The sequence below is a fragment of the Hyphomonas sp. J20-32 genome, from assembly GCF_055808555.1.
In genome coordinates, this window is sequence record NZ_CM147873.1 from 1,530,733 (window position 1) to 1,545,841 (window position 15,109).

The following is a 15,109-nucleotide window of genomic DNA, read 5'->3' on the forward strand; positions in this document are numbered from 1 at the left end:
CCCCCTGTCCGCTAGTGCGGGCGCCGGAACTCACAAAGGCCCATACCCATGTCTGATGCCCCCCTTACCGGCAAGGATCTCGCTCGCAAGCCGCGCGGCTTTCCCGACAGGCGCGAGGGGCTGATCCATGCGCAGGCCCAGCTCGTGGAAACGGTCACCGCCGTCTATCGCCAGTGGGGCTTTGAAGCGCTGGAAACAGGGGCCTTCGAATATGCCGATGCGCTGGGCAAATTCCTGCCCGATGATGACCGCCCGAATGCAGGTGTCTTTTCGCTTCAGGACGATGACGAGCAATGGCTGGCCCTGCGCTATGACCTCACGGCGCCGCTTGCGCGGTTTGTCGCCGAGGCAGGCCAGACGCTTGGGCGTCCCTTCCGGCGCTATGCGGCTGGCCCTGTCTGGCGCAACGAGAAGCCCGGCCCCGGCCGCTTCCGCGAGTTCTGGCAGTGCGATGCTGACACGATAGGCGCGCCCGGCTTTCATGCCGACGCCGAGATGATTGCGATGGGGGCCGAAGCCCTGCGCGCGGTTGGCATGGAGACCGGCGAATTCGTGATCCGCGTGAATACGCGTCGCTTGCTGAACGGCGTGCTCGACAGCGTGGGAGCGGCTTCTGCCGGCACACGCCTCGCGATCCTGCGCGCACTCGACAAGCTCGACCGTCTGGGTTCGGGCGGCGTTGCCGACTTGCTCGGCAAGGGCCGTCTCGATGAGAGCGGGGACTTCACTAAGGGCGCTGGGCTCGGCGAGGTGGAAGTCAAAGCCGTGCTGGCCTTTGCCGAAGCCGGCGCGAAGACGCGGGCAGAAACATTGGCCAATCTTTCGAAAGCAGCGGGCAATAGCGAAGAAGGCAAAGCGGGACTAGCTGAACTCGAAGCCATTGCCGTTGCGCTGGAAGCACTGGGTGCGCCGGAAGGCGATGTGGTTATCGATCCGTCCGTCGTGCGTGGCCTGGAATACTATACCGGCCCTGTTTATGAGGCCGAACTCCTGCGCGAAGTCGTGGGTGAGGATGGCAAGACTTACCGCATCGGATCGATTGGCGGTGGCGGGCGTTATGATGACCTGGTTGCCCGTTTTACCGGTGAGACCGTTCCGGCAACCGGCTTTTCCATCGGCATCTCGCGCCTCGCTTCGGCGCTCGCCATCATGGGTGAAACGACAAAGCTGGACGGTCCGGTTGTGGTACTGAACCTCGACAAGGAAAACCCGTCCGTGGCGCTTGAGATTGCCGCCGAACTTCGCCGCGCCGGCCTTCGGGCCGAGGCCTATATGGGCCCTTCAGGCATGCGCCCGCAAATGAAGTATGCCGACCGTCGCGGCGCGCCAGCCGTGGTCATGGTGGGCGGCGATGAACTCGCCAAGGGTACGGTCACGATCAAGGATCTCGAAATGGGTGCCCTGAAGGCCAAGGCGATCCAGTCGAACGAGGAATATCGCGAAGCGCGGCCCGGCCAGATCGAAGTGCCGCGTGCCGAACTGGTTGCTGCGGTCCGCAACATCGTTGAGGCGCAGGGATGACGCCGGAGCAGGTTGTCGAAGCGGCGAGCGCAGTCTTTGCGCGCACGGGCGCGCAGCCGGTCGACCCCGCTTATGTTCTTGCGTCCGACATTCCGCTAGAATTGTCCGGCGAAGCCGTGCGCGCACGCCTCTGTGTCTTCACCGATCATCGCGGCAATGAAATGGTGATGCGCCCGGACCTTACCTTGCCGGTTGCAGGGCTGGAAGCCGAGCGCCTCGCGTTGGGCTGGAATGGACCACAAGCCTATACGTATGCGGCGCGGGCCTTCCGCCTGCCGGCATCGCCCGACGATCCGATGGAATTCACGCAAGTGGGTTTCGAACGTTTCGGACGCCCGTCGACGCCTGAGGAGGATGCGGACGCATTCGCGCTTGTGCAGTCAGCTGTCGCGGCTTGCGACATCAATGACTGGCGGATGATCATGGGCGACCTTGCCGTCTTCCCAGCCTTTGTTGATGCGCTGGGACTGGCACGGGTGACGTCGGACCTGCTGAAGCGGGCCTTCCGCCAGGATGGCGGCGTGGCTGAGCTGTTGGCGGGTGCGCCATCGGCACCGGAAGTCGACCTGGCCCACCGCTTGTCGGGCGCCGCGCCGGAAGCAGCCGAAACGATGTTTCTTGATGCGCTCCGTGACCGGTCCATCCCGATGATCGGCACACGTTCTGTGGGTGAGATCATTGACGGCCTGAAGGCCAAGGCTGCTGCTGCCGATGCTGGCGGGGTGCCTGAAGACGCCCGCCGGGCGATTGTTGCGCTGGCCAGTGTGAACTGTGCCGCGCCAGATACGGCAGCCGCGCTTTCGGGCATCGCGCGAGAACACGGCCTTGCGGCGGTTGATCCTGTCATTGAGCGCCTTGCGCGCCGGGTGGACGCGATCATCGCAGCGGTGCCGCGCATTGGCGAGGCTGGCAGGTTTCGGTCAGGCTTTGGCCGGCGGTTCACCTATTATGATGGATTCGTGTTCGAGATGTTCGCGGGCGCGCTCAGCGAGCGACAACCGATCGCCTCTGGCGGGCGCTATGACGGGCTGATTGCGGGCCTGTCGGGTGCGCGGGCGAAAGCCTCGGGCATCGGCGGCGTTGTCCGGCCCGACCGTGTTGTCCGTGCGCGGGAGAGTGTGTCATGAGCAAACTGTCCTTTGCCATTCCGTCCAAGGGCCGCCTCAAGGACCAGACCGAACAATGGCTTTCGGAACTCGGATTCCCTGTCAGCCAGATTGGCGGCGAGCGTGGCTACCAGGCCGAAATCTCGGGTCTGGGTGATGTTGAAATGCGTCTCCTGTCCGCCCGCGAGATTGCGCAGGGGCTGATTGAGGGCAGCCTGCATGCGGGCGTGACGGGCGAAGACCTGTTGCACGATCTGGCGCCGGAAGGTGCGGGTGACTTCCGGGTTGTCCGTCAGCTTGGGTTTGGCGGCGCTGATGTGATCGTCGCCGTGCCGCAGGCCTGGCTTGACGTTGATACGATGGCCGACCTTGAAGCAGCCGGGGCAGCCTTCCGGAAGTTGCACCACCGTCGCCTAAGGGTTGCGACAAAGTACATGCGCCTGACCCGGAGGTTCTTTGCCGCGAAATCGGTCGGAGAATATCGCCTGGTCGAGAGCGCCGGGGCGACGGAGGCGGCTCCGGCGACCGGGGCGGCCGATGTTATTGTGGATATCACGTCGACGGGTGCTACCCTGCGTGCAAACGGCTTGAAGATCCTGGATGACGGTGTCATTCTCAAGAGCGAAGCGTCGTTCGCATTGTCGCCGACAGCAGACTGGAGCGAGGCGGCGCGGGCATCGTGCTCACACCTTCTGGAACGCCTCGAGCCGAGTTCAACCCCCAATGCTAAAAATTTGTTGAACACATTCTTGACACAACTGTGAAACTGGTGACCTATGAACAGGCAAGTTTCTGGGAGGAAACGCTGCAAACGGTGGAGAGGCGCGAGACCCGGTTTCAGGTCTTGCGCCTCTTTCCGTTTCGGAGGTGTGTTCAAGTTGTGAAGTCCGCCGCGTGCCAGGGGAAACACAAGGCGCAGATGAGAGCCAAGACGAACCGAAACAACGGCTCAGGTGAGGTAGGGGGCGTTTTGGACATTGTGTCCGGACCGCCTCGGCTTCCCGATTAACAATATGGGGTTATCGATAATCGTCAAGCATTATTATCGTTTTTCAATTAATCTTTTGTAATTGAGATGAGTGTGCCGCCATCTCCGCCTTTCGGAACGATGCGGAATATCCGTATGGTGCCATCCGGCGGGGCGGTTTGGCTAATGCCTTTCGCCCGCGCAGCACGCTCCAGAACAGCCGGTTCTGCCTGGTTGTTTCGAAGGGCCGTCCGTACGGATGATCGCTTCTGCAGGTCGGGCATCGAATCTGTTTCTGCGACCGGCGCTATCAGCATTTCGCTCACCCTCTGGTGGCCATCCGGACGGGGCTGGACGATTCGTTTGCGGAGGACTGGCTGGCCAGCACAGGTTGCAGACGGCTCGTCAAGCATATCGATCACGCGCCGACCGTGCCCCTGCGCGGCCTGAACGTGAGCAGGCGCTGATGCGAGAATCACGACGAAATCCACGATGCTGACTTTGAGCATGGCGCCCGCTTGATCACTCCAGCTGCCCGCGCGGTTTTATGTTCACAAAGTTACCGCTGTGTGAGGGGAGCTGAGCCTGGACTCCTATTTGGAGACAGGTACGGTCTCGACCACGCTGCCACTGTCCACGCCGATCCGGTTGACGAGAGGCTCAAGGACCAGCCGGTCGCCTTCGCGCATGACGGGATCGATATGGCCGGTCTGGCCATGGACACTCATGTCCTGAACGGCCTCTGGCGGCGAGATGGCCGATTCACCTGTCAGGATGGTGCCCTCCGCGCCCAAAACAACCACTTGTGCGTCGCCTGGATCGGCGCGCTGGTCTGGCTCGGCGTTGGAGAGCTGAGCGAAGGCCGGCAGGGCGAGCAGACTGGATAGCGCGGCAATCAGGGCGGGTTTCATCATAGGTTGCCTCCGGCTTTTGTGTTTCCTGTGGTTGAAATCCTATCCCGGCGGCATGTCATTGTCACGCTAACTAGCTCATGATCAGCGGTGCATGAGTTGACTTCAGGTCAGCGTCTCGCCAAGCGTACGCGCCAACACGCAGACTTGCGAACCGCAGGGAGAATTCATGACCGATCCACGCCAGCACATCATGCCTGTCTACCGCCCGCCGGAAGAGGTGTTTGTCGAAGGGAAGGGCCCGTACCTCTTCACCGAGGACGGCACCCGTTATCTCGACTTCATCGCCGGCATCGCGGTGACGGCGCTCGGCCACGCCCATCCGGCGATGGTGGATGCCTTGCGCGACCAGGCTGGCAAGCTGTGGCACACGTCGAACATGTTCCGCGTGCCTGCCGCCGAGCAGCTGGCCGACAAGATTTGCCGCGACACGTTTGCCGACCGCGTCTTCTTCACGAATTCCGGCACGGAAGCCGTGGAATGTGCGATCAAGAGCGCGCGCAAGTATCATTGGGCCAATGGCCGCGAAGAGCGGATCGACATCATCACGTTCACGGGGGCCTTCCATGGCCGTTCGCTGGGCGCGATCAATGCCGGTGGCAACCCGAAATACCTTGAAGGATTCGGCCCGCCGCTGCCCGGTTTCGTCCACCTCGAATGGGGTGACATGGACGCACTCGAAGAGGCGGCTGCCCGGCCGACGGCTGCGGCCATCTTCATCGAGCCCGTGCAGGGCGAAGGCGGTGTGCGCGCCTTGCCGGACGAGCAGCTGAAGCGGATGCGGGAAATATGCGACGAACGCGGCCTCGTGCTGATCTTCGACGAAGTCCAGTGCGGCATGGGCCGGACCGGTAAACTGTTCGCGCACGACTGGGTGGAGGGCGCCGAACCTGACATCCTGTGCGCCGCGAAAGGCATCGGCGGCGGCTTCCCGTTCGGCGCCTGCCTGACGACCGAAGCCTGCGGCGAGCATATGCAGCCCGGCAGCCATGGATCGACCTATGGCGGTAACCCGCTCGCCATGGCCGTTGGCAACGTGGTCTGGGACACGATCGCGAATGAGGATTTCCTCGCCGAGGTGCGCCGCGTGTCGGGCACGCTGGCGCAGGGTCTGAAGAGCCTTGCCGACAGTCACCCGGACAAGGTGGAAGGCGTCACGGGCAAGGGACTCCTCACCGGCCTCAAGATGAAGGCAGAGCCGAAGTCGCTCCAGGGCCTCTGCCGCGACAAGAACCTGCTGGTGGGTGTTGCCGGTGCGAATGTGCTGCGCATGGCGCCGCCGCTCATCATCACGGACGAGCATGTGCGCGAAGCGACCAGCATCATGGACGCGGCATTGTCGGAGTGGGAGCCAGCCTAGGCCGCTATGGAACTGCTCCGCGTAGCCTGTGTGCAGATGCGATCCGGCACCGAGGTGGCGCCGAACATAGCATCTGCCATAGCGCGCGTGCGGCAGGCCGAGGATGCCGGCGCCACGTTCATCGCCACGCCGGAGATGACGAACCTTCTCGATATTCGTCCGGGCATGGCGCGGCCGAAGATTGTTGCGCAGGATGAGGACGCGACGCTGGCGGCGTTCCGCGCGCTGGCGGACGAACTGGGCGTCTGGCTCCTGCTCGGCTCGATAGCCGTTGCCCTTGAGGACGAGGACCGATTTGCCAATCGCTCTTTCCTGATCCAGCCGGATGGAAAGGTCGCCGCGCAGTACGACAAGATCCACATGTTCGATGTCGAGGTTGGCGACGGTCAGACCTATCGCGAATCTCGCGCGTATCGGCCCGGCGATTCCGCGCGGCTCGTTTCGACCGCTTTCGGCCAGATCGGCATGACCATATGCTACGATGTTCGCTTTCCGGGGCTTTACCGAACGCTGGCCCAAGCAGGCGCGCAAATCCTGACTGTGCCCGCTGCGTTCACGCGCGTGACAGGTGAGGCGCACTGGCATGTGATGCTGCGCGCGCGGGCCATTGAGACAGGTTGTTTCGTGATCGCCCCCGCGCAGGGCGGCAAGCATGAGGACGGCCGCGAGACCTATGGCCACTCGCTGATCATCTCGCCCTGGGGTGAAATCCTCGCGGAAGCAGATGGCGACACACCGGGAGTCATCTGGACCGACCTTGACCTCACTCAGGTCGCGAAAGCACGGGCGCGGATTCCGTCGCTCCGCAACGATCAAGTGTTCAATCTCGACCTGCAATAGTGACACCTCAGCTGCATTTGCGTGGGCGTTTTGAGGCGTAACTTTGCTTGCATCCCGCTTTAATTTGTCGTCACGATTGTTTGGGTTCAAAGTCGGGAACGAGAAATTTCAGCGGGGAAATTATGGAGCGCGTTGATGACTTTGAGGCGGCGACACGGCTTGACCGTTTCGATGACCAGCGTTGGTCTGTAAATCTTCGTCCCGACTGGGGGTTGTGGAGCCCGGCGGGCGGGTTCATTTCTGCGTTGGCCTTGCGCGCAGCAGGAGAGGCAGCCGCGCTTCCGCGTCCTGCAAGCATGACCTGCCATTTTCTCCGCATGGGCAAGTATGGAACCGCCGAACTGCGCATCGATACTGTGAAGTCGGGGCGGCGCAGCGAACTCCTGAGGGTCGACCTGATGCAGGACGACAATCCCATTTTGATGTGCCACGTGTGGACTGTTCTCAATGAGTCGCCAGGGCTTCAGCATGATGCATCACGCCTTGAGAACATACCGCAACTTGAGTCGCTCAAGAGCCATGAAGAGCTGTACCCGGACAATCCGGCTCATCCATTCTTTCATCGTATCGAACAGCGCCCGATCAAGGGCATGCCGGAGGCGGGAGATTCGCCGCGCGACCCGGAGCTCACGGGGCTTTACCGTTTCCGGCCAAGGGCTAAGGCGGAGAACACGTTCGTTGATGCGGCGCGGGCCATGCTCCTGCTGGATTCCTATGGCTGGCTGGCGCAATACCCCGCACATCCGGACGATGACCCGTCGCCGTGGATCGCCCCGAACATGGACTACCACTATCGCTTTCACCGCCCGACCACCGAAGCTGAATGGCTACATATGCGAACTCGCGCAGGGATTGCCGAGGGCGGGCTCATGTCGACCGATGGCGAGATTCACGATCTGGACGGCCGGTTGCTGGTCAGCGGAACTTCGCAGTTGATGTGCTTGCCGAGGCCGGGTGCCTAGCGCCCCAGGCGCCTGCGGAATTCCTCGTAGCCGAAATCGGTGAGCGGTTCGACCACGCCGTCTTCCCAGCGCACAGCGAGATTGGCGAGCGGCGTGCCGTTGAACGTGTTCGTCTTGACGAAGCTGTAGTGCATCTGGTCGGTGAAGATCAGCTGCTGGCCGGGCACGAGTGGTTCGGGGAAGGAATAGTCGCCGATCACGTCGCCCGTCATGCAGGTCTTGCCGCCGAGGCGGTACGTGTGGGCGAGTTCGCCCGCCTCGCCTGCGCCGATAATGTCGGGCCGGTATGGAACTTCGAGGACGTCCGGCATATGCGTCGAGGCCGAGGCGTCGAGGATGGCGAGATCCATCTCGTTGCGGTGGAGCGCGAGGACTGTGGCATAGAGCTCGCCCGTGTTGACGACGAGTCCCGCACCTGGCTCCAGCACGACCTCGACGCCGAACTTCGCCCTGAACGCCTTGATGGCTGCGATAAGGGCATCGACGTCATAGCCCGGCTTGTTGAGGAAATGCCCGCCGCCGAAATTCACGGCTGAGACTTGCTCGATATACTTCCCGAAATTCTCGGCGACGAATTCGATCAGGCCGACCGAGCCTTCGTGGAGGCTCTCGCACAGGGCGTGCACGTGGAAGATGTCGACGACGGACCAGTCGACACTGTCCAGCATGCCCGGCACTTCGCCGAAGCGGCTGCCGGGGGCGGTCGGATTGTAGAGGTCGCCGCCCAGCGTCGCGTTGGAATAGCCGGGATTCACCCGCAGGCCGACCTTGCAGCCTGCGCCGCGCGCAATCGCACCGAAGCGGGCGAGTTGTTCGGCGGAATTGAAATAGATGTGCTGGGCGACCTTGGTCAGGCGCTCCACTTCGTCTTGCGTGTAGGCGGGCGAATAGACGTGCACTTCCTTGCCGAATTCCTCATGGCCCATGATGGCTTCATGCTCACCGCTGGCGGTCGTGCCATCGAGATAGTCACGCATCATCGGGAACACGGCCGGCATGGCGAACGCCTTGGTGGCGAGCAGCACCTTGCAACCCGCTGCCTCGCGTACCCGCTGGGCCGTCTCCAGGTTTGTCCGGAGACGGGCAACGTCGAGAATGAAGACAGGCGATGAAACGCCCTCGGGAAGTTCGCTGGGCATCAGGTTCTAACAGCGAACAGTTCGTCTTGCTCGCCCGGCTTTAGGTCCACAATCGTCGTCGGCAGGCCGCGTTTGGCGACGTCGTCGAGGAAGGGCTTGGCCGGGAACTGTTCGACGTTGAATACGCCCTTGCCGCTCCAGATGCCGTCGAAGAACATTTTCGCGCCGGACACAGGCGGCACGCCGGTCGTGTAGGAGACGGCTTGCGCGGAGACTTCCCGGTTGGTCTCGGCATGGTCGGAGACGTTGTAGAGCATCTTCGTCATCGGCTTGCCATCCTTCTTGCCACGGATGATCACGCCGATGCTGGTCTTGCCGGTATAGCCTTCAGCAAGGGACGATGGCACGGGCAACAGGTCCTTGAGGAATTCCATCGGCACGATGTCCATGCCCTTGTGCTTGATCGGTTTGAGCCCGATCAGGCCGATGGATTTGAATACTTCCAGGTGCTTGATGTATTCGGGGCCGAACGTCATCCAGAAGCGGATCTGTTTCAGGCCCTTGATGTTCTTGACCAGGCTTTCCTCTTCCTCGTGATAGATCAGGTAGGACGCACGTGGGCCGACTTCGGGATAGTCGATGTCGCACCGAATCGAGAGCGCGGGGATTTCGATCCACTTGCCGTCTTTCCAGTATTTCCCGTCCTGCGTCACTTCGCGGATGTTGATTTCCGGGTTGAAGTTGGTCGCGAACGTCTTGCCGTGGTCGCCGGCATTGCAGTCGACAATGTCGATATAGTCGATCTCGTCGAACAATTCCTGCTGGGCATAGGCGCACCAGATGTTCGACACGCCGGGATCGAAGCCGCAGCCGAGAATGGCGGTGATGCCCTTCTCGACGAACTTGTCCTGATAGGCCCATTGCCAATGGTATTCGAACTTGGCGACGTCGCGTGGTTCGTAATTGGCGGTGTCCATGTAATTGGTGCCGGTCTCGACGCAGGCGTCCATGATCGGCAGGTCCTGGTAGGGCAGGGCCATGTTGATCAGGAGATCCGGCTTCACCTTGTTGATAAGCGCGACAACCTCGGCGACGTTGTCGGCGTCGACCTGCGCGATCTCGATCGGCGTCTTGCAGAGCTTGGCGACTTTCTCGCAGCTTTCCAAGCGGCGCGAGGCCAGTGTGATATGCTTGAACGTGTCGCGGTCCATGGCGCATTTCTGCGCGACGACAGACCCGGCAGCGCCGGCGCCGATAATGAGTACGGTGTCCATGTGTCCTGTCTCTCCTGAGGCTAGAGGGGCCGGTGGGCTTGTCCGTCACATAGGGCAAACCGGCGGGCTTCGCCAGTAGAGACATGTCAGTTGGCAGGGAGGGCCAAATGCGCAATCCGGTATTGCCGCAACGCCGGGAATGGCGTCTGGGAGGAAACGCGCTATCCGTCCCCAGCGCTGCGGCAAAGGAGCAGCTCAGGCGGCCCTTAGCGGTCGGTCGAGCCGGGATACTTCACTTGTCAGCCAGGCATAGTGGCGCTCCAGACGGGTCACGGTCGTGACTTCGATCTCGGACCGGCAGGCGAGTTCCTCGCGCCAGGCTTCGAGTACCCGCACCTGCTGTTTCAGCCAGCACAGCATTGCGGTGTCATCCATGGGTAGGCACATCGTTCAAGTCCTCCGTCCGTTCAATTTGCGACTCATTCTCAAAACAATGTGGCACAGGGCCTCTGCTCTTGCAAGTCATTCGCAAAATATGACGTAATCTTAACGCCCAGCTATCCTCAACGGGCGCTTTACTGGCGCTCAGCCATGAAACGCGCTATCTCCCGCGCTTCTTTTTCCAACGGGAGCGCCCGCGCATGCATACAAACTCGGCTCCGCGCCATTTCCTCGACATTTGGCACCTGGATTCGGCCGAGTTGCGTTCCATCCTGGACGAGGCGCACCGGGCCAAGAAGGCGAGGGCCGGGTGGCCGAAGGGCAGGGTCGATACAGGCGCGCCGCTTGAGGGGCACACGCTGGCGATGATCTTCGAGAAATCGTCCACCCGTACCCGCTTTTCCTTCGACATGGCGATGCGCCAGCTGGGGGGCAGTTCGATTACGGCCACCAGCAATGACATGCAGCTTGGACGCGGCGAGACCATCGAAGACACCGCCCGCGTCCTGTCGCGCTATGTCGACGCCGTCATGATCCGTGCCAACGATCATAGCGATGTCGAAACGTTTGCCGAGTTTGCCAGCGTGCCGGTGATCAACGGGCTGACGGACCGCTCGCACCCTTGCCAGATCATGGCTGACCTGCAGACACTTGAAGAAGCGGGCCTGACCCTGCGCGGCGCCCGCATCGCATGGGTAGGCGACGGCAACAATGTCTGTGCGAGTTTCCTGCATGCGGCGGCCAAGTTCGGTTTTTCGCTGGCTGTCGGAACACCGGCACGTTTTGCGCCGGACGACGAGGATGTCGAAATCGCACGCGAACTTCAGGCGCGGATCGACCTGTATGAGACAGCCGAGGAAGCCGTCACCGGCGCCGATGTCGTGATCGCCGACACGTTCGTGTCCATGGGCGACCAGGATGCCGAACGCCGCCTTGAAGTCCTCGAACCCTACGCTGTAACGGCGGACCTGATGGAGCTCGCGACCGGCGGCGCGAAATTCCTTCACTGCCTGCCGGCCCATCGCGGCGAGGAAGTGGATGCCGATATTATCGACGGGCCGAATTCTCTGGTCTGGGACGAGGCCGAGAACCGTCTGCACGCCCAAAAGGCGATCCTGCGCTGGTGCCTGGACAAGTAAATGGTTTCACGCTGGCATCACGACTGCGCGAACGCGCTGGCCTGCCGCCCGTGCCTGCGGATACACAGCGTCCATGGCTGACACGATCTTTCCGCGCGAAAAATTCTCTGATCCCGTCACGACAGCGAAGGGCGAGGTGCGCGCCAGCGTGGATTGGCGGGGGCTCAAGACGCTGTGGCTGAACACCGGCACGCTCTGCAATATCGAATGCGCGAATTGTTACATCCTGAGTTCGCCCTCGAACGACCGACTGGTCTACCTGAAGCTGTCGGACGTCACGCCCTTCCTCGACGAAATCGATGCGCTCGGCGAAGGTACGAAAGAGATCGGCATTACGGGCGGCGAGCCTTTCATGTGCCCGGATATCCTGCCGATCATGGAAGCGGTCCTGCAGCGCGGTCATCGCCTGCTGCTGCTGACCAATGCCATGCGCCCGATGATGCGCCCCCGTGTCCAGGCAGGCCTTGAGGCCTTGCATGCCCGCTTCGGCGACCGGCTTGTCCTGCGCGTCTCACTCGATTCCCATGACCCGGCCCTGCATGATGCCGAGCGCGGCGAAGGTGCCTTCGCTGAAGCCAGCAACGGGCTCGCATGGCTGGCAGTGCAGGGCATTCAGGTTGCGCTTGCCGGGCGCCAGTCACTTCATGAGGATGAAGCGGATGCCCGCGCTGCCTATGGCATGCTGGCGACGCGCCTCGGACTCCGCCTCGATCCTGGCGACCCGTCCCAGCTGGTCCTCTTCCCGGAAATGATCGCCCGCGACGATCCGCCGGAAATCACCACCGCCTGCTGGCAGATTCTCGGCAAGGATCCGGCAGACATCATGTGCGCCAGCCAGCGTATGGTCATTCGCCGCAAGGGTGCAGCCCAAGCGACCGTCACTGCCTGCACGTTGCTGGTGGACGATCCTGCGTTTGAACTCGGTACGACGCTAGCCGAAGCGACGGCGGATCCGGTGCACCTGAACCATGCCTGGTGCGCCAGCTTCTGCGTGCTTGGCGGCGGCAGCTGCTCGGCCTGACAGGCTACCCCCTTGTCGCACCCGTCCAGCGCTGCCACATGGGGCCTTCAACTGCCCCGCCTGAAAGCATGCCCATGCCAGATACCGCCCACCCTGACAGTGACTTTGTCGTCAATTTCCAGATCGACCAGCGCCCCGTGCGCGGCCGGGCCGTTCGCATGGGTGCTGCCAGCCTGTCGCCAATCCTGCACCGTCACGACTATCCGCCACATCTCGCCCGGATACTGGGCGAGGCGGTGACATTGGCCGCGATGGTGGGAGCGTCCCTGAAATTCGAGGGGCGGATACTTGTCCAGGCCGAAGGTGATGGCCCTGTGTCGATGCTGGTCGGCGAGTATCGCACCGACGGCGGTGTTCGCGGCTATGCCAAGTTCGATGCCGATCGCTGGGCCCACCTCGACAAGGTCAACAAGGGCGCCGCCCCGCACATGCCGCAGCTGTTTGGGCCATCCGGCCGCCTGGCACTGATCCTCATCCAGGACGATCCGTCGATCCAGCCCTATCAAGGCATCGTGCCGCTGGAAAAAGGCACGCTGTCGGAATGCGCTGAAGACTATTTTACCCAGTCCGAACAGGTGCCGAGCCGTATCAAGCTGACGGTTGCCGAACTTGACCGGAAAGGCGAAGCACCGATCTGGGTGTCCGGGGGCATGATGGTCCAGCGTATCGCGGCCGATGAGGCGCGCGGGGACACATCAGAAGTGTGGCGCGAAGCCGAGGCCTTTTTCGGCACGCTCAGTGATGCCGAACTCGTCGACCCGGACCTGGCTGTGCCCGACCTCCTTTACCGCCTGTTCCACGAGCAGGGTGTGCGTATGGAGGACCGGGTCGGTCTGGTCGACAGTTGCACCTGCAACGAGGACCGCCTGATAGGCACTCTCGAGTCGATGCCCGATGATGCCCTGCGCGAGATGGTAGAACCGGACGGAACCCTGGTGATCGACTGCCAGTTCTGCGCCCGCCAATATGTCGTGCCGATCGACAAGGTCACCGGCCCGGTCAGCTAGGCAGCGCATGCGTTCCGCCCGGACTATTGGTCCGGTCCGTCCATGCCGAGGATGATCTGGGCATAGCCTTTGGATAGTCGCCCCATGTTCTCGACCGAGATACGTTCGTTCGTGCCATGGAAACCGGTCAGGTCGGCCGGCGTCAGGACGGATGGGGCAAACCGGTAGATATTGCTCGTGATGGCTGCGGCGTAGCGCGAATCCGTCGCACCAAGCACAAGACCCGGCGCGGCAGGTGCGCCATTGCCGGCCGCTTCGGCAACGCTGGCCAATACGGCATAGGCGCGATTGTCAGTCGGTGAGACCGGTGAGGCGGGGCTGTTGATACCGTCGCCGCCTGTTTCGACTTCGATCCCTTCAATGCCCGCCGTGACATCCTTTACATGCTGGATCACGCTGTCCGGCGTGTCGTTGGGATGTACACGGAAGTTCACTGTGGCAACGGCACGCTGCGGCAGGACGTTTTCCTTGGCAGACCCGCGCAACATGGTAGGCGCCGTTGTCGTGCGCACCATGGCATTGCCTGCAGCGTTTTCGGCCAGCGACGATTCAACCATTCCCTGGAACAGCCAGAGATTCGCCATTGCCATGCGCTGGGTGAACGGCATGTCCTTGCCAGCCGCCCGGAACAGGTCGGAGATTGGCGGCTTGTTGAAATCAGCCGGCATCTGGTTCTCTTCGAGTGCCAGGATCGCCCGTGCGAGATTCACGTTCGCGGAATTCCGTGGCGGCGTTGATGAGTGCCCGCCTTGAGCAACGGCAGTGATGTTCACCGTAACATAGCCTTTTTCAGAGATTCCGATAATGCCCATCGGCTTGCCGGTGAGCGGCGAAGGATCGATGATCATGAAACCTTCGTCGAGCGCCATTTCAGGCTCGACGCCGCGCGATTTGAGCAGGGCGACACCGGCCTGTGCGCCATAGCCAAGCACTTCTTCGTCATGCCCGAACATGAAGAGGACCGTGCGCTGCGGCTGGAAGCCGGACGCTGCGAGTGCGTCTGCCGCTTCCATCAGGCCGACCAGGTTTCCCTTGTCGTCGATTGCACCACGGCCGTAGATATAGCCGTCAATGATCTCGCCAGCAAAGGGTGCGCCGGTCCAGTCGGACTCGGTGCCCATGTTGACGGGAACGACGTCCTGATGGGCCATAAGCAGGATCGGTTTCAGCGACGGATCGCTACCTTGCCACGTGTAGAGCAGGGTCAGCGTGCCGGGCACGAGTTCGCGAGTCATGGCGGCATGGGCGGCCGGGTAGGTTTCGGACAGCCAGTCATGCAGCGCGAGCCATTCGCCGTCCTGGCCCGGCCGGGGGTCGCCGCCAGACAGCGTGATCGTCTTGAACTGGATAATTTCCGACAAATGCTGCGCGGCAGAATCGGCGGACATCGCCGGAGGTTCGGGCAGGTCGATGCGTTTGCCGACCGGCTCACCACCATAGGTGAACGTGCGCACGAGAACGATTCCGACGACCAGAACCACCAGTCCCGCAACGCCCAATATCAGATTTTTCAACATGGTCAGCGTGCCTTATGTCTTTTT

15 protein-coding genes are annotated in these 15,109 nt (G+C 62.1%); 9 read left to right on the forward strand and 6 right to left on the reverse strand.

All coding sequences use genetic code 11. The features are described 5' to 3' along the window. The first annotated feature begins 48 nt into the window (after positions 1–48). The 3 genes from hisS to hisG are packed head-to-tail and all read left to right on the forward strand — an operon-like array spanning position 49 to position 3,391. Entirely contained in the window at positions 49–1,521 is a 1,473-nt protein-coding gene (gene hisS, locus AC0L7I_RS07680) for a histidine--tRNA ligase (RefSeq protein ID WP_473398968.1), read from the forward strand. Further along, the gene (locus AC0L7I_RS07685; protein ID WP_473398969.1) at positions 1,518–2,648 is read left to right on the forward strand and encodes an ATP phosphoribosyltransferase regulatory subunit; all 1,131 of its coding nucleotides are present in this window, start codon (positions 1,518–1,520) and stop codon (positions 2,646–2,648) included. Before hisS ends, AC0L7I_RS07685 begins: the two co-directional genes overlap by 4 nt. After that, positions 2,645–3,391: an ATP phosphoribosyltransferase gene (hisG, locus tag AC0L7I_RS07690; protein WP_473398970.1), complete on the forward strand. Its 747-nt coding sequence runs from the start codon at positions 2,645–2,647 to the stop codon at positions 3,389–3,391. Before AC0L7I_RS07685 ends, hisG begins: the two co-directional genes overlap by 4 nt. 292 nt (positions 3,392–3,683) lie before the next feature. On the opposite strand, the gene AC0L7I_RS07695 is transcribed toward hisG, so the two are convergent. Beyond that, positions 3,684–4,103 (reverse strand): hypothetical protein, encoded by a 420-nt coding sequence (locus tag AC0L7I_RS07695; RefSeq protein WP_473398971.1) that lies wholly within the window; start codon positions 4,101–4,103, stop codon positions 3,684–3,686. 84 nt (positions 4,104–4,187) lie between these two features. Beyond that, entirely contained in the window at positions 4,188–4,508 is a 321-nt protein-coding gene (locus AC0L7I_RS07700) for a hypothetical protein (RefSeq protein WP_473398972.1), read from the reverse strand. Positions 4,509–4,674: 166 nt separating this feature from the next. On the opposite strand from AC0L7I_RS07700, the gene AC0L7I_RS07705 reads away from it, so the two are divergent. The 3 genes from AC0L7I_RS07705 (at position 4,675) to AC0L7I_RS07715 (ending at position 7,667) form a co-directional block, all read left to right on the forward strand. Continuing rightward, positions 4,675–5,865: an acetylornithine transaminase gene (locus AC0L7I_RS07705; RefSeq protein ID WP_473398973.1), complete on the forward strand. Its 1,191-nt coding sequence runs from the start codon at positions 4,675–4,677 to the stop codon at positions 5,863–5,865. Between the two features lie 6 nt (positions 5,866–5,871). Then, positions 5,872–6,705, forward strand: coding sequence for a carbon-nitrogen hydrolase family protein (locus tag AC0L7I_RS07710; RefSeq protein WP_473398974.1), 834 nt, complete (start codon positions 5,872–5,874; stop codon positions 6,703–6,705). Positions 6,706–6,827: 122 nt separating this feature from the next. Then, positions 6,828–7,667: a thioesterase family protein gene (locus AC0L7I_RS07715; RefSeq protein ID WP_473398975.1), complete on the forward strand. Its 840-nt coding sequence runs from the start codon at positions 6,828–6,830 to the stop codon at positions 7,665–7,667. On the opposite strand, the gene AC0L7I_RS07720 is transcribed toward AC0L7I_RS07715, so the two are convergent. The 3 genes from AC0L7I_RS07720 to AC0L7I_RS07730 all read right to left on the reverse strand — a co-directional run bounded on the left by AC0L7I_RS07720 (position 7,664) and on the right by AC0L7I_RS07730 (position 10,395). Further along, positions 7,664–8,806: a carboxynorspermidine decarboxylase gene (locus tag AC0L7I_RS07720; protein ID WP_473398976.1), complete on the reverse strand. Its 1,143-nt coding sequence runs from the start codon at positions 8,804–8,806 to the stop codon at positions 7,664–7,666. The two genes, AC0L7I_RS07715 and AC0L7I_RS07720, sit on opposite strands and share 4 nt — an antisense overlap. Next, positions 8,806–10,020 carry a saccharopine dehydrogenase family protein gene (locus AC0L7I_RS07725; RefSeq protein WP_473398977.1) on the reverse strand — a complete coding sequence of 405 codons (1,215 nt, stop codon included), beginning with the start codon at positions 10,018–10,020 and terminating at the stop codon, positions 8,806–8,808. The genes AC0L7I_RS07720 and AC0L7I_RS07725 overlap by 1 nt, the downstream gene beginning before the upstream one ends. A gap of 195 nt (positions 10,021–10,215) precedes the next feature. Next, on the reverse strand, positions 10,216–10,395 hold the full coding sequence (locus AC0L7I_RS07730; RefSeq protein ID WP_473398978.1) for a hypothetical protein: 180 nt from the start codon (positions 10,393–10,395) through the stop codon (positions 10,216–10,218). A 206-nt stretch (positions 10,396–10,601) separates the two neighbouring features. Here AC0L7I_RS07730 and argF point away from each other — a divergent pair, with 206 nt between their 5' ends. The 3 genes from argF (at position 10,602) to AC0L7I_RS07745 (ending at position 13,568) form a co-directional block, all read left to right on the forward strand. Beyond that, positions 10,602–11,540 (forward strand): ornithine carbamoyltransferase, encoded by a 939-nt coding sequence (gene argF, locus AC0L7I_RS07735; RefSeq protein ID WP_473398979.1) that lies wholly within the window; start codon positions 10,602–10,604, stop codon positions 11,538–11,540. A 73-nt stretch (positions 11,541–11,613) separates the two neighbouring features. Continuing rightward, the gene (locus AC0L7I_RS07740) at positions 11,614–12,561 is read left to right on the forward strand and encodes a radical SAM protein (protein ID WP_473398980.1); all 948 of its coding nucleotides are present in this window, start codon (positions 11,614–11,616) and stop codon (positions 12,559–12,561) included. A 74-nt stretch (positions 12,562–12,635) separates the two neighbouring features. After that, positions 12,636–13,568 carry an Hsp33 family molecular chaperone HslO gene (locus tag AC0L7I_RS07745; protein WP_473398981.1) on the forward strand — a complete coding sequence of 311 codons (933 nt, stop codon included), beginning with the start codon at positions 12,636–12,638 and terminating at the stop codon, positions 13,566–13,568. A gap of 23 nt (positions 13,569–13,591) precedes the next feature. On the opposite strand, the gene AC0L7I_RS07750 is transcribed toward AC0L7I_RS07745, so the two are convergent. Further along, entirely contained in the window at positions 13,592–15,085 is a 1,494-nt protein-coding gene (locus tag AC0L7I_RS07750; RefSeq protein ID WP_473398982.1) for a M20 family peptidase, read from the reverse strand. Positions 15,086–15,109 lie beyond the last annotated feature (24 nt).

Coding starts and splice junctions, on each gene's coding strand:
- AC0L7I_RS07705 (WP_473398973.1), top strand. CDS start 4,675: ATGACCGATCCACGCCAGCACATCATGCCTGTCTACCGCCCGCCGGAA.
- AC0L7I_RS07740 (WP_473398980.1), top strand. CDS start 11,614: ATGGCTGACACGATCTTTCCGCGCGAAAAATTCTCTGATCCCGTCACG.
- AC0L7I_RS07710 (WP_473398974.1), top strand. CDS start 5,872: ATGGAACTGCTCCGCGTAGCCTGTGTGCAGATGCGATCCGGCACCGAG.
- AC0L7I_RS07730 (WP_473398978.1), bottom strand. CDS start 10,395: ATGGATGACACCGCAATGCTGTGCTGGCTGAAACAGCAGGTGCGGGTA.
- AC0L7I_RS07700 (WP_473398972.1), bottom strand. CDS start 4,508: ATGATGAAACCCGCCCTGATTGCCGCGCTATCCAGTCTGCTCGCCCTG.
- AC0L7I_RS07725 (WP_473398977.1), bottom strand. CDS start 10,020: ATGGACACCGTACTCATTATCGGCGCCGGCGCTGCCGGGTCTGTCGTC.
- AC0L7I_RS07685 (WP_473398969.1), top strand. CDS start 1,518: ATGACGCCGGAGCAGGTTGTCGAAGCGGCGAGCGCAGTCTTTGCGCGC.
- AC0L7I_RS07750 (WP_473398982.1), bottom strand. CDS start 15,085: ATGTTGAAAAATCTGATATTGGGCGTTGCGGGACTGGTGGTTCTGGTC.
- AC0L7I_RS07745 (WP_473398981.1), top strand. CDS start 12,636: ATGCCAGATACCGCCCACCCTGACAGTGACTTTGTCGTCAATTTCCAG.
- hisG (WP_473398970.1), top strand. CDS start 2,645: ATGAGCAAACTGTCCTTTGCCATTCCGTCCAAGGGCCGCCTCAAGGAC.
- AC0L7I_RS07715 (WP_473398975.1), top strand. CDS start 6,828: ATGGAGCGCGTTGATGACTTTGAGGCGGCGACACGGCTTGACCGTTTC.
- argF (WP_473398979.1), top strand. CDS start 10,602: ATGCATACAAACTCGGCTCCGCGCCATTTCCTCGACATTTGGCACCTG.
- AC0L7I_RS07720 (WP_473398976.1), bottom strand. CDS start 8,806: ATGCCCAGCGAACTTCCCGAGGGCGTTTCATCGCCTGTCTTCATTCTC.
- hisS (WP_473398968.1), top strand. CDS start 49: ATGTCTGATGCCCCCCTTACCGGCAAGGATCTCGCTCGCAAGCCGCGC.
- AC0L7I_RS07695 (WP_473398971.1), bottom strand. CDS start 4,103: ATGCTCAAAGTCAGCATCGTGGATTTCGTCGTGATTCTCGCATCAGCG.